This is a genomic window from Pseudomonas sp. NFACC32-1 (assembly GCF_900101215.1).
Lineage (GTDB): Bacteria > Pseudomonadota > Gammaproteobacteria > Pseudomonadales > Pseudomonadaceae > Aquipseudomonas.
The window spans coordinates 1-22,839 of the sequence record NZ_FMUL01000024.1; the positions used below are offsets into that span (position 1 = coordinate 1).

Consider the following 22,839-nt stretch of genomic DNA (forward strand, 5'->3'; position numbering starts at 1 on the left):
CCCGTGAGGCTTGACCATATAACACCCAAGCAATCTGTCGACTCGACAGAGACCAGATTGCGGTGTTGTGAAGACGAAACGAACCGAAAGTTCGAACGTGCTTGCAGGCAACACACAAACTATCGCATACCCATTCGCTGGAACGTGACCGCAAGGCACACGCTGGCTACCGAATTTCTTGACGACCATAGAGCGTTGGAACCACCTGATCCCATCCCGAACTCAGAAGTGAAACGATGCATCGCCGATGGTAGTGTGGGGCTTCCCCATGTGAGAGTAGGTCATCGTCAAGATTAAATTCCGAAACCCCTATCTGCTGACGCAGGTAGGGGTTTTGTTTTAGTAGAAGTTGCTGATTTTTTACCGGCACGTTGCTGTTGGACGGGCCGGTCACAGAATTTCTTGACGACCATAGAGCGTTGGAACCACCTGATCCCATCTCGAACTCAGAAGTGAAACGATGCATCGCCGATGGTAGTGTGGGGTTTCCCCATGTGAGAGTAGGTCATCGTCAAGATTGAATTCCCAAAACCCCTGTCTGCTGACGTAGACAGGGGTTTTGTCGTTTGGGCCCGGTGATCGGAGAGACGCCCGACGACCAGCAAACTCCGAGGCCGTTGCTATGCTGTGAATGTCGGGCATCGGCAAAAAACAAGCCCGTGAGGTCTATGTGCCACTGGTCATGGGGATTCCAATAATGAAAAACCCTTATGCTCCCGGGTTCTGGTGCGCCATCGCGGCATTGGTGCTGCTTTCGGCTACTTATTTCTATGGTGTCATGCTGACTCACCAGATCGAAAAAGCACTGATTTTTTTAGACAGCGCTTCCGCCCTCATTGGCGTAATTTCCATCGCTGTCGTGGCCTGGGCATCGGTGCAAGGCCAACGCATCAAGAAGAAACACCTGGACCAAGGCAAGACCCTGGTGCTGATCTGGGATACCAAGGTAGCGTTACGGCGGGTCGAAACAGTGTTCGATCGTTACTTCTGGGGCAGTTACTGGCAGCCAGGCCGTACATTCCAGGAGGTCATGGGGGAACTCACCGGCACCCCGCTGGAAAAAAGTCTCGAGGCCCTGAAAGTCCAATGCGCTGCCCTGGATAAGCAAGTCGCGCAAGAAGGTTGGCATTGGCTCAACAATGCCCGTGAGTTGTGTGATGTCGCCAACGCTATGGCTCGTGAGCGTTATCAACTGGACTTCTGTGACCCTCGCGCCGAGTCATCGGGCGCTGCGGTGATCAACCGCGACTTTGAAGTGTTGGTGTACACCTGGACGGCACGGCTCAGGACTTTCGATCACCAACTCGACGAGATTGAAGTCCAATATTCGTAGACCACCTCTCAAGAATTCGCTTTTCCCCCTTTAAACATTGGGCCTCCAAGGGGCCTGATGGTAATCTCCCCCGCACTTCACGGCGTCGAGCCACCCCCTTTCGCGGGCCAGGGAAGACGGCGACTTTCAACCAATGGATATCGATCGGGTCACTCATGAATAAATCAGCAAGCGTACTCCTGGGAATCGTTGTGGTTGTCGGTGCGATCAGCGCGGGCGGCGCCTGGTACACCGGCACCAAGCTCGAAGGAGTGCTGCAGAACGCGATTGCCGACAGTAACAAGCAGATGGCGATTGCCCTGACCGGTTCCAACAGTTCGTCCTCCATTGAACTGGTTTCGCTGGAACGAGGGATTTTCAGCAGCACCGCCCGTTATCGCCTCAAGGGTGAAGGCGAGATGTTTGGCGGCGAAGCGGTCGAGTTGCAGCTGGTAGACAATATCGAACATGGACCGCTGCCATTTTCGCGTTTGATGACACTCAAGTGGCTGCCGGTCATGGCGACCAGCCATACAGAAATCGAGCGCAACCCGCTGACCGATAAATGGTTTGCCGCCGCCAAGGATAAGTCGCCGGTCAAAGGCGTGTTCAACCTGGGTTACGATCAGTCGGTCAACGGTACCTTGGAGCTGCTGCCCCTGGACACCAAGCTGGATGAGCAATCCCATCTGATCTTCTCTGGCCTCAAGTTTGACCTGGCCGCCAGCGCCCAGGCCGAGAAGATCAAGCTCGATGGCTACATGGACAACCTCAAGCTGACCACCGTCGCAGAGGATCAAAGCCCGGTACAGGTTGAACTCAACGGGCTCACGCTCGCCAGCAACCTGAGCAAGAGTTCTTACGGCTATTACCTGGGTGAGAACGCCCTGATCCTGAGCAATACCAAGGCCATCTTCGGTGAGCAGAAGTCGGTGGTGGGCTTGAAGAATCTGGAGATGAAGAACAGCAGCACCGAGAGTGGCACCAATGCTTCGGGGCGTGCCGATTACAAAATCGGCGAGTTGTCGTTCAACGAGAAGGCTATCGGCTCGGCACACATGGCGCTGAGCCTGAAGAACCTGGACGTTCCCGCTACGATGTCACTGATGCAGCTCTATCAGACCAAGCTGCAGCCTTATGAAAAGGCCGCAGCCGAGGCCGCTGAAGCAGGCGAGCCGGCTCCAGAGCTGAACCTGACCGAGGCAGAAGAGAAGCAGGTCAAGGCTGATCTTGAAAAGATCCTGGCCGGCAGTCCTCAAGTGGCGGTGGAAAAACTGGCGTTCAGCACTCCTAACGGCGAGAGCAGCGCCAGCCTGGTCATTAACCTGGCCAAGCCTCAGTCCATGGACCTGCCACCTGACGAACTGGGGCGGCAACTGCTCGCACTGTTGGAGCTCAACGTGAAGGTGTCCAAGCCGATGCTGGCTGACCTGGCGACCGTACAGGCACAAATGGAAGGTCAGACCGACGCCAAGTTGATCGCCGATCAGGCGACGGCCACCAGCGACATGTTCAGTGCGATGGCAGTCGGCACTCAGCTGGCTACCCTGGAAGGCAATGACGTGGTGACCAGGCTGCGCTATGCCAACGATCAGGTCGACTTCAATGGCCAGAAGATGACCGTAGAGCAGTTCACCACTTTCGTGATGAATCAGGTAGGTGGCGGCGTCGCTGTTCAGTAATTCTCGCCAGCGACATCCAGAACCGGTCCGTGCATTGCGCGCGGGCCGGTTTTTTTTGTCCGCTCACAAGGGGTTAGCAAATCTGACGGATTCTGAAGAATTGTTGCGTTCCGAAAAATGACCCGCATGGGGATGCAAGACTTAGCCCATTAGAGCTTGGCTGGATTCCTTTGATCCGGCTTCCTGTGTGATGGGCAAGGGGGCACTGCGACCCGGCTGGCCATGTAAGGGTGCTGACGAATGCCGCGTACCGTAGGTCCTTTTATTCAATGTGGTTTGCGCCCGTTGTTTGGCGTCGTGCTGTGCAGCCAATTGTGCTGGCCGGTACTGGGCTTTGCCGATACCGCCTATGACGAAGCGGTTCGTGACGCCCGTGCCGGTCGTCATGCGCCCGCCTTGGTTGCGTTGCGCGGGGTGCCGGTCGGCCAGGCCAGTACCGCGCAGATCGGCGATCATCTGCAGATCGCCAGCTGGGCCGGTCTGGATGCCGAAGTGGTGCAGGTTTATGAAAGCCAGGGTCGCTATCGCGATCTGCCAGTCCAGGCGCTGAGCGCTACGGCTCGGGCTTATCGTAATCTCAAACGCTGGGATCTGGCTGCCGAAGTCTATCGCCAGGCGCTGTTGAAAGATCCCCGCAACCCCGACCTGCAGCTCGGCCTGGCATTGACCCAGGCTGACGCGGGCAAGCCCGACGAAGCCGTTGCTCGTGCCAGGGCCATGGTTGCCGCCAAGCCCGAAGATCCGATGCGTCGCATGGCCCTGGGCTATGCGCTGACACGTGCCGGCAATCCCCATGAGGCGCTGTTCGAATATGACCAGGCCTTCACTCGCGCCGGCAACAAGCCTGAAATCGCCCGGGAATATATCGACGCCCTGCAACGGGCTCGTCTGCCGGAGCCGGCGTTGCGCCTGGCCCGTCTGCAGCCAGGGTTGATCGAGCGTGGTGTACAGCGGCGGCTGGAAGGCGATGTGGCCGCTGAGCGGGTTCGTCTGGCGGACATGGCCACCCGCAGTGAAAAAGAGCGTTTTGTCATCGCTGATCGTGCCTTGGCCGATTACGACAAGTTGCTTGCGACCTGGACGCCGGTAACCGAGGCTCACGATGATGTGCTCCGCTGGCGTATCGACCGCATGGGCGCTCTGAACGCTCGCGCTTATCGGGCAGAGGTGATCGTCGAATACCAGAAGTTGCGCGCCGAGGGAGTGAGCATCCCCACGTATGCGTTGCGCTGGGTGGCGTCCTCCTATCTCGAGCAACGCCAGCCCGAAATCGCCGTCGATCTCTATCGTCAGGTCCTGACGGCGCCGGACGCCGATGCGGCGGATCGCTTCGAGGACAGCACGGCTCTTTATTACGCCCTGCTGGAAAGCGAAAAGTCAGAGGAGGCCCGGGCCTTGGCCGAGGACTTGGCAAAGTCCCAGCGTCCGCGCGTCGAGCTCAAGGGGCTGCCCATCGGTAACCCCAACGATGAATGGATGGATGCCCAGCTGCTGGCTGCCCAGGCTGGTACCTACGGTGCTGATTATCCCTCTGCCGAAGCGAGCTTGGACACCTTGGTCAATCAGGGACCGGGCAACATCGGCTTGCGCCTGGCCCAGGCCGATCTGTATCGGGCCCGCGAATGGCCGCGACGCTCGGAAAACCTGCTCAAGGAGGTCGAGACGACCACCCCGCGCAACCGCGACCTGGAGGTCGCCCAGGCCCGCACCGCCATGGAGTTGCAGGAGTGGCGGCAACTGGATGCGCTGACTGACGATGTGGTGGCCCGCTACCCGGAGAACGCTCACGTCAAGCGCCTGCAACGCCAGCGCGAGGTGCACGACATGGCCGAGCTGCGTATCGAAGCCTACACCGGCAAGAGCTACGGTGGTGGCAACGGTGAGGCCGGCGCGGTGACCGGCAGCCGGGATTTTGGCATCGAGACCTTGCTTTATAGCCCACCCATCGACGAAGACTGGCGACTGTTCGGCGGCGCCGGCTACGCCACGGGGGATTTCGAGGAAGGGACCGGCCATCACCGCTGGCAGCGCCTTGGTGTGGAACGGCGCACCCGGGACATGACGCTGGAGGCGGAAGTCTCGAATCACGTCTACGGTTCTGGCGATAAACAGGGCGCACGCCTGGCCGTGGCCCGGGATATCGACGATCACTGGCAGTACGGCGGCAGCCTGGATTACCTCTCGGCGAACACGCCGTTGAGAGCCCTCAACAGCGGCATCCGCGCCAACGGTGGCAGTGGTTTCGTTCGCTGGCGTGCCCATGAGAGTCGTGAGTGGCGACTGACCGTCAGCCCGTCCCATTTCAGCGATGGCAACAATCGTCTCGAGGCTTTGCTGAGTGGCCGCGAAGGACTTTACAGCGCCCCTCGGCTGCAGGTGGAGCTGGGCCTGGAAGTGAGCGCCAGCCGCAACAGTGGAACCGACGAAGTCCCGTACTTCAACCCCAAGTCGGACCTGGGCGTGATGCCCACCCTGACCGCCAACCATGTTTTGCACCGCCGCTATGAGACCAGCTGGAGCCAGCAGTTCCAGGTCGGCGCCGGCACCTACAGCCAGCGCGACCATGGTACGGGTGCCATGGGCCTGCTGGGCTACGGCCAGCGTTTCATCTGGAACGATGTGCTCGAGGCCGGTGCCGCGCTGAGCTGGCTCAACCGCCCCTACGACGGCGATCGCGAGAGCGATCTGCGCCTGCTTGTCGACCTCACCTATCGCTTCTAGAAGAGTTTGAAGATGCCTGTCATTTCGCGATTCATCCTTCTGCTGGGCGTCTTGCTGGTCAGCGCCTGTGCCCAGCAGGCCCCGGCCTTCACGCCCCCTTCGCAGCGCCCGCTGGCGGCCAACGAGGCGCCCTGGCCAAAGAACCACGTACTTGGCATCGCCTACCACGATGTGAACGACCGTGATCCGGACCAGGCGCTGGTGGCCGTGCGCACCGAGCGCCTGATCGAACAGTTGGCCTGGCTGCGGGAAAACAACTATCAGCCGGTCACGGTGGACCAGATCATCACAGCCCGCAACGGCGGTCCGCAGTTGCCGCCACGGGCGGTGTTACTGAGTTTCGACGACGGTTACTCCAGTTTCTACACCCGCGTGATGCCGATCCTGCGTGCCTATAACTGGCCGGCGATCCTGGCTCCGGTGGGCAGCTGGATCGATACGCCGTCGAACCAGACGGTGGACTTCGCCGGTGTGCCGCGCAAGCGTTCGGAGTTCCTCACCTGGGAGCAGATCCGCGAGGTCTCCAAGTCTGGCCTGGTGGAAATCGCCGCGCATACCGATGCCAATCACAAAGGCGTGCTTGCCAATCCGCAAGGCAACCAGCAGCCCGCGGCGACAACCCGACGCTACGATCCCGCCACCGGACGCTATGAAACCGAAGCCGACTTCCAGGCTCGCCTGCGCCAGGACGTGGCGGCGATTTCCGAAAAGATCCGCAAGGTTGCCGGCTACAATCCGCGCGTCTGGGTCTGGCCGTACGGGGAAGCGGACGGTACCGCATTGCAGGTGATTGGCGACCACGGCTATCAGATGGCCCTGACGCTGGAGGATGGCCTCGACAGCCTCTCCAACCTGATGAGCGGGCCGCGCTTCCTGGTGGCTTCCGATCCGGATGGCGCGCACTTCGCCGAAAGCATGGTTTCGGTGCAGACGATGGACCCGATGCGAGTGGTCCATGTCGACCTGGATTACGTCTATGACCCGGATCCCGTGCAACAGGAAGCCAACGTCGGCAAGTTGATCCAGCGCATCTATGACCTGGGCGCCAATACCGTGTTCCTGCAGGCTTTCGCCGACCCTAAAGGTGACGGCCTGGTGCACTCGCTGTACTTCCCCAACCGTCACCTGCCCGTACGGGCGGACTTGTTCGACCGGGTGGCATGGCAACTGAAAACCCGAGCGAACGCCAAGGTTTTCGCCTGGATGCCCGTGCTCGGTTTTGCCCTGGACTCGAAGCTGCCGCGCGTGCAGCGTTGGGACCCGGAGACTGGCAGGACCGGCATCGCCAAGGATCAGTACGTCCGCTTGTCACCCTTCGACCCGAAGGTTCGGCATGTGATCGGCGAGATCTACGAGGACATGGCGCGAATGAGCTCGGTGGACGGCGTTCTGTACCATGACGACGCGGTGTTCTCCGACTTCGAGGATGCCGGCCCCGCTGCCTTGAAGGTCTATGCCGCCAACGGCCTCTCGACCTCCATCGCAGCCCTGCGGGACGACCCGGCGGCCATGCAGCGCTGGACTCGCTTCAAGAGCCGCTACCTGATCGATTTCACCCAGGAGCTCACTGCCAAGGTCCGGGCGATCCGTGGCCCGCAGGTGCAGACGGCCCGCAATCTGTTCGCCGAGCCCATGCTCAACCCTGAAAGCGAGGCCTGGTTTGCCCAGAATCTCGACGACTTCCTCGGTGCCTACGACTGGACGGCACCGATGGCCATGCCGTTGATGGAAAAGCAGACTCGCCGGCAGTCCGGCCCCTGGCTCGAACGCCTGGTCAACACGGTCAAGGCTCGTCCCGGCGCGCTCCAGCGCACCGTGTTCGAACTGCAGGCACGGGACTGGCACAGCCAACCGGCCAAGGACATCGACGGTGAACAACTGGCCGAATGGATGGGCGTGTTGAAACGCCAGGGCGTGATCAGTTTGGGCTACTACCCGGACAACTTCATCGAAGACCAGCCCGCCGTGAAAACCGTGCGCCCTGCGCTCTCCAACAAGTGGAATCCTTGACATGCTCGACAGACTGCTCGCCCTGCTGGTGCTGGCGATTGTCCTTGGGGTACCCCTGGGCCTGATCTTCCTGGTCACCGGGCAATTTCTGATGGACTTCGTATTCTTCTACCCGCTGTTCATGTCCGGTTTATGGATTGCCGGTGGCCTGTATTTCTGGCTGCACTGGGAGCGCCACTGGCCATGGAAGGATGACACCCTGCCGCCGCCCCTGGCCGGCGAGCCGCTGATCAGCATCCTGGTTCCATGCTTCAACGAAGGCGACAACGTTGCCGATACCATCCACGCAGCGTTGGGCCAGCACTACCCGAACATCGAAGTGATCGCCATCAACGATGGCTCCAAGGACAGCACCGGCGCGGTACTGGATCAGTTGGCGACGCAAGACCCACGTCTGCGCGTGCTGCACCTGGCAGAGAATCAGGGCAAGGCCGTGGCCCTGCGCATGGGCGCCATTGCCGCGCGCAGCGAATACCTGGTGTGCATCGACGGTGACGCGCTGCTGGCGCCCAATACCTGCGCCTACCTGGTGGCGCCGATGCTGGACAATGCCCGCCTTGGCGCCGTGACCGGCAACCCGCGCATCCGCACCCGCTCCACCTTGGTGGGCCGGGTCCAGGTGGGGGAGTTTTCTTCGATCATTGGCTTGATCAAGCGAACACAGCGGGTCTTCGGACGGATCTTCACCGTCTCCGGCGTGATCGTCGCCTTCCGGCGCACGGCCCTGCACCGGGTCGGCTATTGGAGCCCGGATATGATCACCGAGGACATCGACATCAGCTGGAAGCTGCAACTGGATCACTGGAGCATCTTCTACGAGCCCCGGGCGCTGTGCTGGATCCTGATGCCCGAAACCCTGCGCGGTCTGTGGCGGCAACGGCTGCGCTGGGCCCAGGGCGGTGCCGAGGTGCTGTTCAAGAACATTCGCGGCATCTGGCAATACCGGCATCGTTACCTGTGGCCGCTGCTGTTCGAATATTGCCTGTCCACCGGGTGGGCGTTCACCTTCCTGCTGTCGGTGGTTTTCTGGGGCGCCGGCAAATTCGTCGAGATGCCGGCGGCCATCGCCGTGGACCACCTGATGCCGCCGGCCTTCACCGGACTGTTGCTGGCGGTGGTGTGCCTGATGCAGTTCGCCGTGAGCATCCTGATCGATCGCCGCTACGAAAAAGGCCTGTGGCACATCATGTTCTGGGTGGTCTGGTACCCACTGGTGTTCTGGCTGATCAGCCTGTTCACGACCCTGGTGAGCTTTCCCAAAGTGTTGTTCGGACAGCATCAGAAGCGTGCGCGCTGGATCAGTCCGGACCGCGGCATCAAACCCTTCGGTGAGCAAGAAGAGGAAGTGATCCGATGAAAATTATCAGGACCCGCCAGCGACCTTTTCTGGTCATCATCGATGTGTGTTTTACCGTGCTGGCGTGGATCGGACTGCTGTACCTGCTGATCAACGGGTTATGGCCGCTATTCGACGGCCACGCAGGCCCACGCCTGGGAGGCGCGTGGCTGGAAACCCTCGGGACGCTGCAGATCTACGGTTGGGTGGCGCTGGTCAATGCGCTGATCCTGATTGGCTGGGCACGTTACCAGCAGCGCAAGAGCGGCCGTTTCGCCCAGCGCCGGCTACCGGCGCCGGTGGTGGACGATCGACGCCTGAGCGAGAGTTTCAAATTGACCGATGAGCGCCTGGACACCCTGCGCCAGCCTGGTTCGAAGATCATTCATAACAACCAGGACGGCGACATCAGCCATGTCGTGCCGCATTTCCATGTGCTCCCCAAGGAACTGCAACCGCCGCCTTTGGCGCCGCTGGAGCATTCGGGAGTGATCCATCTGGCTGATCATCCCGCGTAGGGGTTGGTATCGCCTTCGCAGGCAAGCCCGCTCCAAGGATGGGCAATGCAGCACAAGGCACGAACGTCACGGTTTGCTGCGCCGGTCGGCTCAAAGCGTCGAGAAGTCACGAATAAGTCGCCACGCCTCGTCTACCGGCAATGGTTGCTTCATGCGCTGGGCCAAGGCCGCCATGGCCCGGCCTTCATCACAGGCCACTGCGGCGGCGACGACGCCGTTCTTGCCCAACAGGCCGATGAAGGGCGGATGTTCAGGCGTGCCTTTGAATTGCACCTCGTCCCACTGCTCGGCATGGCCGAGGTAGTCGTAGCGTTTGCCGAAGTGATAGGTCCAGAAAAACGGTACATCCAGGTAGTGTTCATCCCCGCCGAGCATGTTCGCGGCGGCGATGCGCGCCTGTTGCTGGGCCAGGCGCCAGTGTTCGATGCGTCGGGGCTGGCCGTCGAGGGGAAAGGTCGCGATGTCGCCGACGGCCCATACCCCATCGGTCACGCGCATGCCCGCGTCGACCCTCACAGACTGGTCCTTTTCCCTGGGCAGTTCAATGAACGGCTCGGTGGCCGGACGCACGCCGATACCGACAATCACCAGGTCCGCTGCAAAGCGCTGGCCGTTATCCAGCACCACGGCTTCCACCTGGCCGCGGCCTTCGATCCGCGCCGCTTCGCCATCGGTGTGATACACCACGCCATTGGCCCGATGGCGGGCCAGGATCGCCTGGCCGACGCTCTCGCCAAACTGCTTGGCGAACGGTACGGGATGGCGAGCCAGCACGGTGACGCTCAGCTCGCGCTTGCGCAGCGATGAGGCAACCTCCATGGCAATGAAACTGTCGCCGATGATCACCGCTCGTTGACCCGCTCGGGCGTTCTCAAGGATTTGCCGGGTATGTTCCAGGTTGCGCAATACGAACACCTGCGGCAGATCGATGCCCGGCAGATCCGGAATCCTGGGGGAGCCGCCGGTGGCGATCAGCACGGCGTCGTATTCCAGCCACCGGTCATCGGCGAGCCTGATCCGGCGGGAGTCGCAATCCAGGCCAGTGACTTCGCCCTGGATCCGTTCGATACGTTGCTGGATGAAATAAGTGTCATCGCGCAGCGGTGGCGTTTCGTCGACGCTCATGTCGCCGGCCAGGACATATTTGCTCAGCACGGTGCGGTCATATCCGGCCCCCGCTTCACGGTCGATCATCTGGATGCGGCCGCCGAAACCTTTCTCCCGCAACGCCGCCGCGCAAGCCGTGCCGGCGGCACCGGCGCCGATGATGACAAAGGTGCGTGAGTCGTCGGCCGGCGGGATTTTCTCGGCCGGCAACGGTTGATCATCGACCCAGACCTCGTCGCCTTTCACTTCGACGTGATAGCGCGCCAGGCTATCGAGCGCCGGCGGTTCGCACAGGGCGCCGTCTTCTGCCCGGAACGCCGCCTTGTGCCAGGGACAGATCAGCCTTCCATGACACACCGCGCCCTTGGCCAAGGGCGCCCCGGCGTGTGGGCATCTGCCCTGGAAAGCACGTACCTGGTCGCCTGCGCGCAGCAGCAGGATGGTCGTGTCGTTGATCTTCACTTCGAGGCCGCGGTCCTCGCGCACATCCGCGAAGCGGGCGACTTGATGCACAGGCATGGTCGGTCTCCGGCAGGCGTTTCCCATTAGAACCGAAGGACCGGAACGAGGTTCAGCGTAATTGTCACTGCAACCCGGCGGGCGCTGCGGCTATAGTTCGCAAGCCGTCCATGGCCTGAACCGCATAAGGTGCCCGGTATGACTCGATTGACCTCACTTGCTCCCTGGCTGGCCGCCGTTGCCCTCGTGTTGTGCGCACAGGCAACCGTCCAGGCGCAGGAGCGCTTCACCCTCAGCATTCCCGGTGTGTCGGACGACCGCCTCTTCACCGCAGCGGCCGCCAGCGATGCGAACAATTGCGGCGGCAAGAACGTTTCCCCGGCCCTGAGCTGGAACGCCGGCCCGCCCGGCACCCTCAGCTACGCCATCGTCATGCATGATCCGGATGGTCAGAAAGGCCAGGGCGTCGACCATTGGGTGCATTACGGCATCAAGGCCTCCACGCGGCAGATTCCGGCAGGCGTGGGTGCCAAGTCGGCGCTGGAAGGCGTGAGCGGCACCAACAGCAAGAATACCCATGGCTATATCGGCCCTTGCCCACCTGTCGGTGACAGCGCCCACCATTACCTGATCCAGATCTACGCCCTGGACTTGCCACCCGAAGCGCTGCCTGCCGGCCTGACCCGTGCCCAATTGATGGAAAAGATCAAAGGCCATGTGTTGCGCAACAGCAGCGTGGTGCGTCGTTACCACCGCTGATCCGGAACGCCCCCGTCGTTCGTGGCGGGAAGGCCGATATTCCCCGGGCCGCCAGGCGGCCCTCATCACAAAATTGGCATCAGGCGGCAAAAGCGAGCACTATCGAGCCCCTGATCACTGCCGGAGATGGCGATGACGCAGAAACCCGACGGCATCGCCCGCCTGAAGAACTGCCCCACCAAGGGCGACGAAATACGCCAGGCCATCGCGCGCAGTCGCAAGGATTACCTGCCTGAAGACGAGGCCGAAGACGCCGAGCCAGGTCAACCACCGGTTCGACCCATGGACAACCGGGGCGACGACTGAACGGTCGTCCTCACTCAACTTTCTGCTATCTGCCTATGACTGCCACAACTCATCTACCAGGCGACCGATTCAGCCGGTCCGACTACAAGACCCTGGGCCTGGCCGCCCTCGGCGGCGCTCTGGAGATCTATGATTTCATCATTTTCGTCTTCTTCGCCCTGACGCTCAGCCAGCTGTTCTTCCCCCCGGAAATGCCCGAATGGTTGCGCTTGCTGCAAAGCTTCGGAATCTTTGCCATCGGCTATCTGGCTCGCCCCTTGGGCGGCATTCTCATGGCGCATTTTGCCGATCGCCTGGGACGCAAGCGGGTGTTCAGCCTGAGCATCCTGATGATGGCCTTGCCGTGCCTGCTCATCGGTGTGATGCCGACCTACGCGCAAATCGGTTATTTCGCGCCGTTGCTGTTACTGGCGTTGCGCATCCTGCAAGGGGCGGCGGTAGGGGGCGAGGTGCCGAGTGCCTGGGTGTTCGTGGCCGAACACGCACCGCCGCGACACCGAGGCTACGCCCTGGGCTTCCTCCAGGCCGGCCTGACGTTCGGCTACTTGTTGGGCGCCTTGACCGCCACGGCGCTGGCACGGCTGTTCACTCCTGAGGAAATTCTCGACTATGCCTGGCGGCTGCCTTTCCTGCTGGGTGGCGTCTTTGGTGTGATCGGAGTCTGGCTGCGTCGCTGGCTGAGCGAAACACCGATTTTCATGGCCTTGCAAGCCAACCGTGAAGGCGCGGCGGAACTGCCCCTGCGCACCGTGCTGCGCGACTATCGCCACGCCTTGTTGCCTGCCGCCATCCTTACATGCGTGCTGACCTCCGCCGTGGTGGTGTTCGTGGTCATCACCCCGACCGTCATGCAGAAGAGCTTCGGCATGACTCCTGGCCAGACGTTCGCCCTGAGTAGCCTGGGCATCGTTTTCCTGAACATCGGCTGCGTCCTCGCCGGCCTTATCGTCGACCGCATCGGCGCCTGGCGCGCGGTCATGCTCTACAGTCTGCTGCTGCCGCTGGGCATTGCGCTGCTCTACGCCAGCCTGATCGGCGGCGGTGCCTGGCTGGGCCTGGCCTACGCTGTGGCAGGCCTGGGCTGTGGCGTGGTGGGGGCGGTGCCTTCGGTGATGGTCAACCTGTTCCCGGCCAGGATCCGTGTGTCCGGCATCTCGTTCACCTACAACATCGCCTATGCGCTATGGGCCAGCATGACGCCGTTGCTGCTGATTGCGCTGGTGCCCTGGAGCCCATGGGTGTGTGTGGCCTATTGCGGGGTCATGGGCGCGGTGGGGGTGGGTGCGGCGGCGTATTTTTCGGGGCGGGCCACGAAGTCGGCGCTATCGCCGTTGGTGTGTGAGTCCTAGGTTTGCGCGACGACGCCCTGCCGCGGGCCCGGTCAGCCTCATCAGAGGCGTTCGCGCAGAAAGTCCACAAAGGCCCGGGTACGTGCCGAGCGTCGGCGGTCGCTGCTGAAGACTGCGTTGATGGGCAGGGCGGTTGGTTGGTAATCCTCAAGCAGCTGCGACACGGCTCCCTGACGCAGGTCGGCGGCAAACAACCACTGGGGTGAAAGGCAAATGCCCAGGCCCGACAGCACCATTTCCCGAATGGCCTCGCTACTGTTGCTGGTGACGTTGCCCTTGATCGTCACGCAGTGTTGCCTGCCTTCCTGGTCGAAACGCCAGGTGTCGTAGTGCTCCAGCAGTGTAAAGCCCAGGCAGTTATGGTGGATCAGATCCGCCGGCTCGAGCGGCGTGCCGTATCGCTGCAGATAGGCCGCAGACGCGTAGACCCGGCGCGGACTGTCGCCGAGGGAGACGGCCACCAGCCCTTCGTTCTTAACCGCGCCGATGCGAATGGACAGATCGATGTTTTCCTTCAGCACATCTTCGTTCTGGTCATTGAGCCGCAGGTCGATCCGCACCTTGGGATGGCGCGCCAGGAACTCGCCCAGCAGCGGCGCGATGCATAGCCGCCCGAAGCTGACTGGCGCCGCCACACGCAAGGGGCCGGCGATCTCTTCCTGTCCGCTGGCGAAACTGAGCCGGGCCGCGTCCAGGCTGGCGAGTATCTCCTTGCTTTGCGCGTAGAAACGCTGGCCCTGGTCGGTCAGCGCAAGCTGGCGGGTGCTGCGGGCAAGCAACGCGCCACCCAGATGCCGCTCCAGCGCACGGACCTGCTTGCTCACCGCCGGTTGGCCCAGGTTCAGTTCCCTGGCGACAGCCGAGAACGAGCCGCGCTCCACCACCCGTACGAATACCTGCATCGCGTCGAACAGATCCATCGGAATTTGGCCTCTTCATGGAATAAAACCTATCCGTGCTTGCTTACTTATCGGAATGCATCGTGGGTTGCAACATGTACTCCACCCACTCATTGGAGGTCACTGACATGAACGACACCATGCTCGCCGCCATCGCTGAAACCGCCCAGGCCCCTTTGGTCGTCCGCCCTGTTGCCCGGCCCGTGCCCGGCAAGGGACAGGTCTTGATCAAGGTCCATGCCGCCGGCATCAATCCGCTGGATACCAAGATAGCGACGGGAGGCGGCGCCCATGCCCGTCAACCGCTGCCCGCAGTGCTGGGAATCGACCTGGCCGGCACGGTCGTCGAGCTGGGCGATGGCGTCACTGACTTCACCCGTGGAGATGAGGTATTTGGCATGGCTGCCGGAATCGGCGGAATCCAGGGCGCCCTGGCCCAATACGTTGCCGTCGATGCGTCGCTGATCGCACCCAAGCCCCGGTCGATGAGCATGCGTGAAGCAGCAGCCTTGCCGTTGGTCTTCATCACGGCCTGGGAAGGCCTGGTCGATCGCGCCAACGTCCGGGCCGGTCAACAGGTGCTGATCCATGGCGGCGCCGGCGGTGTCGGCCAGATGGCCGTGCAAATCGCCAAGGCCCGAGGCGCCAAGGTCTATGCCACCGGCTCGGCCGGCAGCCTGGACTTCATTCGCGAGCTGGGGGCCACCGCCATCGATTACCGGATCCAGGACACCGACAGCTACGTGCGCCTGCACACCGATGACGAAGGCTTCGATATTGTCTACGACACCGTTGGCGGCTCGACCCTGGATGCGTCGTTCAGCGCCGTGAAGGCGTACACCGGTCACGTGCTCAGTTGCCTGGGGTGGGGGCAGCACAGCCTGGCACCGCTGTCGTTTCGAGGCGCGAGTTATTCTGGGGTGTTCACCTTGATGCCCCTGCTGACCGGCAAGGGGCGCGAGCACCACGGGCAGATCCTGCGGCAGGCGGCGGCACTGGTCGAAGCCGGACAACTGCGGATCAAGGTGGACGTACATCGGTTTGGCCTGGACGACGTGAACGACGCGTTCAAGCAAGTGGCCCAGGGGCTTGGCGCAGGGAAGACGGTGGTTGACATGTGAGCCATGGAAGCCAGCAAAGCCCAGTCTCCAGGACCTGGGCTTTGCTGGCTTGATGACGTTTCGCTGAAAAAATGCGCATGCAAGTGAAAAAGGTGACGTGAGAAACGCTCGGCTCCCTTAGAATGCCGCCGGTTTTTACTCTTCACTTTCCAGGGACGAATTCAGACATGCGCGTTTTTGCACTGTTGCTTGCCGCTTGCCTCATGGCGGGCTGTGCCTCCAAGCCGGACTACTATATTTCTCCCGCCCCCGTGACCATCCCCAAGACCGCCACCTATTGGATCGACACGTTCAATGTTGAAGTCGTAGGCAAGAACGAGCGTTTTCTGCCTGACGACAAAGTCCGTGACCAGCTGCACTCCGACCTGATCGTCCGCCTGCTCGACGGTAATCGCTATGCCGACAGCAAGGAAACCGCCGATTACCTGCTGGATGTGAACGCCGTCTACACACGCCGTATCCAGGACACCCAGGGCGGCTTCATGAGCAAGATCGTTGCCGACGGCACGTACCTCGCCAGCGTCGATTTCAGCTATCAGGTCAAGGTCAAGAAGGCCGGTGCCGAAGTACTGCACTTTGCCCAGGCCCGCGAAGGGCTGATGCCTGCAGGCGCGATGGGCCAGATGCAGAACATGAAAAGCATGATGGGGGCGCTGACCAACAAAGGTAATGCCGACGTCGAGGGTTACTACACCGGTGTGCTGAGCCGCTTTATCGCCGATGACCTGCAGGCCATTCCGTCCCGCTAGTCGGTTTGCATGCCTGGTCGCCTTCGGGGGGCCGGGCCTGCGATTGCAGAGCGCCGTAAAATAATGCCCGACCCTTAACCCGAATCCCCGATACCCCTCGTCTGAGCTTGTGAACGGATCATTCATTCACGAGGTTCAGCCCATGTCCCGTCCCTGTCCATTCCTGCGTCCCGCTGCCCAGGGCTTTGCCATGACCTTATTGGTGATGCTGGCCGGTTGTGGGTTGTCTTCCCGAGAGGCCCCCAAGCCGGTCGAACCGGTGGCTCCCAGCCCGGTGCTACAAAACGAGGCTGCCCACACTCGCCAACCGCTGACCAAGCGCATGGCCGCCCCGGTATCGGTGGTCGCCCCGAGTGTGGCGAACGATGCCATCGTCGGGGATTACCGCACCGAACCGCGGGAGCAATACGAGAAGCTGCCGGATAACCCTGTCCATAGTGTCGCCGAAACCCCCGTGTCGACCTTCGGTGCGGATGTCGACACCGGCAGCTATGCCAATGTGCGACGTTTCCTCAATCAGGGCCGCCTGCCGCCTGAAGGCGCTGTGCGACTGGAGGAAATGGTCAACTACTTTCCCTACGATTACGCGCTGCCCACCGACGGCTCGCCGTTCGGCGTGACCACCGAGGTAGCACCCTCGCCCTGGAATCCTCATACCCGTCTGCTGCGCATCGGCATCAAGGCTTCCGATCGTGCGGTGGCGGAGCTGGCGCCGGCCAACCTGGTCTTCCTGGTGGACGTTTCCGGTTCCATGGATCGTCGCGAGGGCCTGCCGCTGGTCAAAAGCACCTTGAAGCTACTGGTGGACCAACTGCGCGACCAGGATCGTGTGTCCCTGGTGGTGTATGCCGGCGAATCGCGGGTGGTGCTCAAACCCACCTTGGGTCGGGACAAGGCCAGGATCCGCACTGCCATCGATCAACTGAACGCGGGCGGTTCCACCGCTGGCGCCTCGGGCATCGAGCTGGCGTACCAGCTGGCCCGGGAGAGCTATATCGACAACGGCATCAACCGCATCCTGTTGGCTACCGATGGCGACTTCAACGTCGGCATCAATGACTTCGACAGCCTCAAGCAGATGGCGGTGGACCAGCGCAAAAGCGGCGTGTCCCTGACCACGCTGGGTTTTGGCGTGGATAACTACAACGAACACCTGATGGAGCAACTGGCCGACGCCGGGGATGGCAATTACGCCTACATCGACAACCTGCTCGAAGCGCGCAAGGTGCTGGTGGACCAGCTCAGCTCGACCCTGGCGGTGGTGGCGCGGGATGTGAAGCTGCAAGTGGAGTTCAACCCGGCCCAGGTCAGCGAATACCGTTTGCTCGGTTATGAGAACCGCGCACTGAAGCGCGAGGATTTCAACAACGACAAGGTCGATGCCGGCGAAATCGGTGCCGGGCACACCGTGACGGCGTTGTATGAAATCGTGCCCAAGGGCGAGCAGGGTTGGCTGGAGCCGTTGCGCTACGGCAGCGTTGCCAGGCAGGACGTTCAATCGGGGGAGCTGGCCATGTTGCGGGTACGCTACAAGCCCGCCGAGGGCGGTGTCAGCCGGTTGATCGAGCATCCTGTGGTTGCGGCGCAGGAAAAGGGCGAGGCCAGCGAAGACTTGCGCTTCTCGGCCGCCGTGGCTGCCTTCGCTCAGCAGCTCAAGGGCGATGGACGCTACACTGGCGCCATGAGCTTGAAGGACACCGCTCGACTGGCCCGCTCCGCCCGGGGCGATGACCCGTTCGGGTTGCGTGCCGAGTTCGTGCAGATGGTCGAGTTGGCCCAGAGCCTCAAGCCTGCGGCCAAGCACTGATCCCAAGCACAACGAGGACCAACTGTGGGAGCGAACCTGCTCGCTCCCACAGTTGGCCCTTGTTGTCTGCAAGACTATGTCCACACCGAAAGGAGTTCGCCACCCACATGCCCGCTACGATGGATTCTCCCAGCGACGAATCGCTGCTGGCCCGTTACCGCAACGGCGACGGGGCATGTTTTGAAGCTTTGTACGCCCGCCATCGGCAGGGGCTTTATCGTTTCCTACTGTCATTGAGCAACAAGGCCGAGCTGGCCGAAGAGGTCTTCCAGGACACCTGGCTCAGCCTGATCCGCAGTTCCACCCAGCCACAAGGACAGGCGAGTTTTCGTACCTGGTTGTTCCAGATTGCGCGCAATCGCTTGATCGACCACTGGCGCAAACACGGCGTTCATAACCCGCTGCACGACAGCTACGACGAACAGCTTCACAGGCAACCCGACGACGCCGACGGTCCCGAGCGGCAGTTGAGCCTGAGTCGCGACCAGGCTCGCCTGGACGCTGCCTTGCAGGCCCTGCCCGAGGATCAGCGGGAAGTCTTCCTGTTGCGCCTGCACGGCGAACTGGAACTGCCACAGATCGCTACCCTGACCGGCGCCCCGCTGGAAACGGTGAAAAGCCGCCTGCGTTACGCCCAGCAGAAATTGCATCGGCTGCTGGCCGATGAGGTACCCGCATGAACGACTCCAGACACACCCAGGATCCCCAGGACGACCTGATGATCGAGCATTTTCGCGAACATGCCGGCGGCGAGCCGCCCGCCTCGCTGGACGCATTCATCCTGGCCGCCGCCCGCCGCGAGGCGCCGGCACCCAAGCCGAGCCTGTGGCAGCGCTGGCTGCTGGCCTGCCAACGGCCCCGCTGGCAGGTCGCGTTCGCCAGCCTGGCCGGTGTGGCGCTGATGATCGGCCTGGTACTGCGCGCGCCTGAGCCCCGGCAAGCGCCAGCAACGCTGGACTTTTCCGCCGACCGACAGGCCCCTGCGGTTATCGCGGAGGCACCACCCCCTGCGCCCGCTCCCGCGCCAATGGCGCGCATGGCGCCCCAGGCGGAAATGGCCCAGGTCCCCGCGGATCGGCCCGCGGCGAAGATGAGCAAACCCGCCGCACCGCTGTCGCTGGAGAACGAGCTGTTGGAAATCCTGCGCTTGCGCCAGGCGGGGCAGAGCAGGGCTGCCGATGAGAAACTGCTGGCGCTGCACGCGCGCTTTCCCCAGGAAGACCTGCCGGCGCGGTTGGAGGCGTTGCAGGGGCGTTAAGGCTTTTTCGACACCCACAAAAAAGCCCCAGGTCTGGCGACATGGGGCTTTGCTGTATATGGCGCACCAGGCGGGATTCGAACCCACGACCCCTGCCTTCGGAGGGCAGTACTCTATCCAGCTGAGCTACTGGTGCAACGCGGGCGCCATGATACTCATAAGCATGCCGGGCGTCCATGCTGCTGATTCGCCGGTGTTTTCCTGCCCTTGGGCGGGCATCGGCTACGCTGATCAGAAAAAACAGGCAAATTCGGCTTTTTCGTTCTTTTTTTCGAACAGCCTATTGTCCTTCACCCCTATCGGCCCTAGGATTCGTTTGAGATTTCAAACGCTCTTGTCTGGGTGCTGAACCGCACGTCTATGCTTGTTGTGCGTTATTTCTGTGCTTCAGCCCGGTGAATGATTTCCCTGACGGCAGCCCATAAGGCGCCTTTCTACAACTCTAATTCGCTCCGCGTGCGCGCGGTGCTGTTAAGGAAAGCCGACATGCAGCTTAAAGACACCCAGTTGTTCCGCCAGCAAGCCTTTATCGATGGCGCTTGGGTCGATGCGGACAATGGTCAGACAATCAAAGTCACCAACCCGGCTACGGGCGAAGTGCTGGGCACGGTGCCGAAGATGGGCGCTGCCGAAACCCGTCGCGCGATCGAAGCCGCCGACAAGGCGCTGCCGGCCTGGCGTGCCCTGACCGCCAAGGAACGCGCCAACAAGCTGCGCCGCTGGTATGAACTGCTGATCGAAAATCAGGACGACCTCGGTCGCCTGATGACCCTGGAGCAGGGCAAGCCGTTGGCCGAAGCCAAGGGCGAAATCGTCTATGCCGCTTCCTTCATCGAATGGTTCGCCGAAGAAGCCAAGCGCATCTACGGCGACGTGATTCCCGGGCACCAGCCCGACAAGCGCCTGATCGTGATCAAGCAGCCGATCGGCGTGACCGCCGCCATCACCCCTTGGAACTTCCCGGCTGCGATGATCACTCGCAAGGCCGGCCCGGCCCTGGCCGCGGGTTGCACCATGGTCATCAAGCCGGCGTCCCAGACGCCATTCTCGGCCCTGGCCCTGGTGGAGCTGGCGCACCGTGCCGGCATTCCACAGGGTGTACTGAGCGTGGTCACCGGCAGCGCCGGCGACATCGGTGGCGAGCTGACCAGCAACCCCATCGTGCGCAAGCTGTCGTTCACCGGCTCCACCGAGATCGGTCGCCAGCTGATGGCCGAATGCGCCAAGGACATCAAGAAAGTCTCCCTGGAGCTGGGCGGCAACGCGCCGTTCATCGTGTTCGACGACGCAGACCTGGATAAGGCCGTCGAAGGCGCGATCATCTCCAAGTACCGCAACAACGGCCAGACCTGCGTCTGCGCCAACCGTCTCTACATCCAGGATTCGGTGTACGACGCCTTCGCGGAAAAACTCAAGGCGGCAGTGGCCAAGCTCAAGATCGGCAACGGCCTGGACGATGGCACCACCACCGGTCCGCTGATCGATGAAAAAGCCGTTGCCAAGGTGCAGGAACACATTGCCGATGCCGTCGGCAAAGGCGCGACCGTATTGGCCGGTGGCAAGCCGATGCAAGGCAACTTCTTCGAGCCGACCATCCTGACCAATGTGCCGAAAGACGCTGCCGTGGCCAAGGAAGAAACCTTCGGCCCGCTGGCGCCGCTGTTCCGCTTCAAGGACGAAGCCGAAGTGATCGCGATGTCCAACGACACCGAGTTCGGCCTGGCTTCCTACTTCTATGCCCGCGACCTGGGCCGTGTGTTCCGCGTGGCCGAGGCCCTGGAATACGGTATGGTCGGCGTCAACACCGGGTTGATTTCCAACGAAGTCGCGCCGTTCGGCGGCATCAAGGCTTCGGGTCTGGGCCGTGAGGGTTCCAAGTACGGCATCGAGGACTACCTGGAAATCAAGTACCTCTGCCTGGGTATCTGATCCGCTTCAAGCGCAAAGGGCACGAGAGCGCTGTCCCTTTGCGTGCTTCACCCGTTCTGTTTCTTGCGGCCGGAACCCCGCGACAGTCGATCATCGCATGCTGTCGCCGTGGCCTCCCCGCCGCGTATTCCTTTACCCGCGCCGCCCTGAGCTGCGAATGAGGACTGTAATGAGCAAGACTAACGCTGACTTGATGGCCCGCCGCACCGCTGCTGTTCCCCGTGGTGTCGGCCAGATCCACCCGATCTTCGCCGAATCCGCGAAGAACGCTACGGTAACCGACGTCGAAGGCCGTGAATTCATCGACTTCGCCGGTGGCATCGCCGTGCTGAACACCGGCCACGTGCATCCGAAGATCATCGCCGCGGTGACCGAACAGCTGAACAAGCTGACCCACACCTGCTTCCAGGTCCTGGCCTACGAGCCGTACGTGGAACTGTGCGAAAAAATCAACGCCAAGGTGCCCGGTGATTTCGCCAAGAAAACCCTGCTGGTGACCACCGGTTCGGAAGCCGTGGAAAACGCCGTGAAGATCGCCCGTGCCGCCACCGGCCGTGCCGGTGTGATCGCCTTCACCGGTGCTTACCACGGTCGCACCATGATGACCCTGGGCCTGACCGGCAAGGTCGTACCGTACTCGGCCGGCATGGGCCTGATGCCAGGCGGCATCTTCCGCGCGCTGTACCCGAACGAGCTGCACGGCGTGAGCATCGACGATTCCATCGCCAGCATCGAGCGCATCTTCAAGAACGACGCCGAGCCACGTGACATCGCCGCGATCATCATCGAGCCGGTACAGGGCGAGGGTGGCTTCTATGTGGCGCCCAAGGAATTCATGAAGCGTCTGCGCGCCTTGTGCGACCAGCATGGCATCCTGTTGATCGCGGACGAAGTCCAGACTGGCGCCGGCCGTACCGGTACCTTCTTCGCCATGGAACAGATGGGCGTTGCCGCCGACCTGACCACGTTCGCCAAATCCATCGCCGGCGGCTTCCCGCTGGCCGGTGTGTGCGGCAAGGCCGAATACATGGATGCCATCGCACCGGGTGGCCTGGGCGGTACCTACGCCGGTAGCCCGATTGCCTGCGCCGCCGCGCTGGCGGTAATGGAAGTCTTCGAAGAAGAACACTTGCTCGATCGTTGCAAGGCCGTGGGTGAACGTCTGGTCAGTGGTCTGAAGGCCATCCAGAAGAAGTACCCGGTGATCGGCGAAGTCCGTGCCCTGGGTGCGATGATCGCCGTGGAGCTGTTCGAGGATGGCGACTCCCACAAGCCGAACGCTGCGGCCGTGGCGCAGGTGGTGGCCAAGGCTCGCGACAAGGGGCTGATCCTGCTGTCCTGCGGTACCTATGGCAACGTCCTGCGCGTGCTGGTGCCACTGACGTCGCCGGATGAGCAACTGGACAAGGGCCTGGCCATCATCGAAGAGTGCTTCTCCGAACTCTGATGCCCCGGGCTGTGCGTTGATCCACAAAAAACCCGCTGCGAAGCGGGTTTTTTCATGCCTGGGTGCCGAT

18 protein-coding genes, 1 tRNA gene and 2 rRNA genes are annotated in these 22,839 nt (G+C 61.9%); 18 read left to right on the forward strand and 3 right to left on the reverse strand.

The features are described from left to right. The first annotated feature begins 177 nt into the window (after positions 1–177). The 8 genes from rrf (BLP99_RS25030) (at position 178) to pgaD (ending at position 9,579) form a co-directional block, all read left to right on the forward strand. Positions 178–293 (forward strand): 5S ribosomal RNA (gene rrf / locus BLP99_RS25030). Between the two features lie 108 nt (positions 294–401). Beyond that, positions 402–517: ribosomal RNA gene (gene rrf / locus BLP99_RS25035) — 5S ribosomal RNA — on the forward strand. Between the two features lie 180 nt (positions 518–697). Continuing rightward, entirely contained in the window at positions 698–1,333 is a 636-nt protein-coding gene (locus BLP99_RS25040) for an NADH:ubiquinone oxidoreductase subunit N (protein WP_072398950.1), read from the forward strand. A 155-nt stretch (positions 1,334–1,488) separates the two neighbouring features. Beyond that, the gene (locus BLP99_RS25045; RefSeq protein WP_072398951.1) at positions 1,489–2,994 is read left to right on the forward strand and encodes a YdgA family protein; all 1,506 of its coding nucleotides are present in this window, start codon (positions 1,489–1,491) and stop codon (positions 2,992–2,994) included. Between the two features lie 240 nt (positions 2,995–3,234). Next, on the forward strand, positions 3,235–5,715 hold the full coding sequence (gene pgaA / locus BLP99_RS25050) for a poly-beta-1,6 N-acetyl-D-glucosamine export porin PgaA (RefSeq protein WP_092182068.1): 2,481 nt from the start codon (positions 3,235–3,237) through the stop codon (positions 5,713–5,715). A 12-nt stretch (positions 5,716–5,727) separates the two neighbouring features. Next, entirely contained in the window at positions 5,728–7,725 is a 1,998-nt protein-coding gene (gene pgaB, locus BLP99_RS25055; protein ID WP_072398953.1) for a poly-beta-1,6-N-acetyl-D-glucosamine N-deacetylase PgaB, read from the forward strand. Between the two features lies 1 nt (position 7,726). Beyond that, positions 7,727–9,082, forward strand: coding sequence for a poly-beta-1,6-N-acetyl-D-glucosamine synthase (gene pgaC, locus BLP99_RS25060; protein WP_072398954.1), 1,356 nt, complete (start codon positions 7,727–7,729; stop codon positions 9,080–9,082). Continuing rightward, complete coding sequence (gene pgaD / locus BLP99_RS25065) at positions 9,079–9,579, forward strand: poly-beta-1,6-N-acetyl-D-glucosamine biosynthesis protein PgaD (protein WP_072398955.1); 501 nt, start codon at positions 9,079–9,081, stop codon at positions 9,577–9,579. The genes pgaC and pgaD overlap by 4 nt, the downstream gene beginning before the upstream one ends. Positions 9,580–9,669: 90 nt before the next feature. Here pgaD and BLP99_RS25070 read toward each other — a convergent pair whose 3' ends face one another. Next, a complete protein-coding gene (locus tag BLP99_RS25070; RefSeq protein ID WP_072398956.1) occupies positions 9,670–11,205 on the reverse strand; it encodes an FAD-dependent oxidoreductase in 1,536 nt (511 codons plus the stop codon). Between the two features lie 138 nt (positions 11,206–11,343). Here BLP99_RS25070 and BLP99_RS25075 point away from each other — a divergent pair, with 138 nt between their 5' ends. The 3 genes from BLP99_RS25075 (at position 11,344) to BLP99_RS25080 (ending at position 13,559) form a co-directional block, all read left to right on the forward strand. Next, positions 11,344–11,904 carry a YbhB/YbcL family Raf kinase inhibitor-like protein gene (locus BLP99_RS25075; protein ID WP_072398957.1) on the forward strand — a complete coding sequence of 187 codons (561 nt, stop codon included), beginning with the start codon at positions 11,344–11,346 and terminating at the stop codon, positions 11,902–11,904. Between the two features lie 132 nt (positions 11,905–12,036). Continuing rightward, positions 12,037–12,210: a hypothetical protein gene (locus BLP99_RS26485; RefSeq protein ID WP_168199064.1), complete on the forward strand. Its 174-nt coding sequence runs from the start codon at positions 12,037–12,039 to the stop codon at positions 12,208–12,210. A gap of 35 nt (positions 12,211–12,245) precedes the next feature. Beyond that, positions 12,246–13,559 (forward strand): MFS transporter, encoded by a 1,314-nt coding sequence (locus BLP99_RS25080; RefSeq protein ID WP_092182071.1) that lies wholly within the window; start codon positions 12,246–12,248, stop codon positions 13,557–13,559. A gap of 41 nt (positions 13,560–13,600) precedes the next feature. Here the strand turns inward: BLP99_RS25080 and BLP99_RS25085 are convergent, their stop codons facing one another. Next, positions 13,601–14,479 carry a LysR family transcriptional regulator gene (locus tag BLP99_RS25085; protein ID WP_092182074.1) on the reverse strand — a complete coding sequence of 293 codons (879 nt, stop codon included), beginning with the start codon at positions 14,477–14,479 and terminating at the stop codon, positions 13,601–13,603. A 107-nt stretch (positions 14,480–14,586) separates the two neighbouring features. Here BLP99_RS25085 and BLP99_RS25090 point away from each other — a divergent pair, with 107 nt between their 5' ends. The 5 genes from BLP99_RS25090 (at position 14,587) to BLP99_RS25110 (ending at position 19,393) form a co-directional block, all read left to right on the forward strand. Next, positions 14,587–15,579, forward strand: a complete 993-nt coding sequence (locus tag BLP99_RS25090) for a zinc-dependent alcohol dehydrogenase family protein (RefSeq protein WP_072432192.1) — start codon at positions 14,587–14,589, stop codon at positions 15,577–15,579. A gap of 167 nt (positions 15,580–15,746) precedes the next feature. Continuing rightward, positions 15,747–16,328 (forward strand): hypothetical protein, encoded by a 582-nt coding sequence (locus BLP99_RS25095; protein WP_072398961.1) that lies wholly within the window; start codon positions 15,747–15,749, stop codon positions 16,326–16,328. A gap of 142 nt (positions 16,329–16,470) precedes the next feature. Beyond that, positions 16,471–18,135: a vWA domain-containing protein gene (locus BLP99_RS25100; protein WP_092182077.1), complete on the forward strand. Its 1,665-nt coding sequence runs from the start codon at positions 16,471–16,473 to the stop codon at positions 18,133–18,135. Positions 18,136–18,242: 107 nt separating this feature from the next. Next, a complete protein-coding gene (locus BLP99_RS25105) occupies positions 18,243–18,815 on the forward strand; it encodes an RNA polymerase sigma factor (protein ID WP_072398963.1) in 573 nt (190 codons plus the stop codon). Then, a complete protein-coding gene (locus tag BLP99_RS25110) occupies positions 18,812–19,393 on the forward strand; it encodes a hypothetical protein (protein WP_092182080.1) in 582 nt (193 codons plus the stop codon). Before BLP99_RS25105 ends, BLP99_RS25110 begins: the two co-directional genes overlap by 4 nt. Positions 19,394–19,452: 59 nt before the next feature. Here the strand turns inward: BLP99_RS25110 and BLP99_RS25115 are convergent. Then, a tRNA-Arg gene (locus tag BLP99_RS25115) sits at positions 19,453–19,529 on the reverse strand. 350 nt (positions 19,530–19,879) lie between these two features. Here BLP99_RS25115 and gabD point away from each other — a divergent pair. Together gabD and gabT are read left to right on the forward strand one after the other, a co-directional pair. After that, the gene (gene gabD, locus BLP99_RS25120) at positions 19,880–21,322 is read left to right on the forward strand and encodes an NADP-dependent succinate-semialdehyde dehydrogenase (protein WP_072398965.1); all 1,443 of its coding nucleotides are present in this window, start codon (positions 19,880–19,882) and stop codon (positions 21,320–21,322) included. 169 nt (positions 21,323–21,491) lie between these two features. Next, a complete protein-coding gene (gene gabT, locus BLP99_RS25125) occupies positions 21,492–22,769 on the forward strand; it encodes a 4-aminobutyrate--2-oxoglutarate transaminase (protein ID WP_072398966.1) in 1,278 nt (425 codons plus the stop codon). Positions 22,770–22,839: the final 70 nt, after the last annotated feature.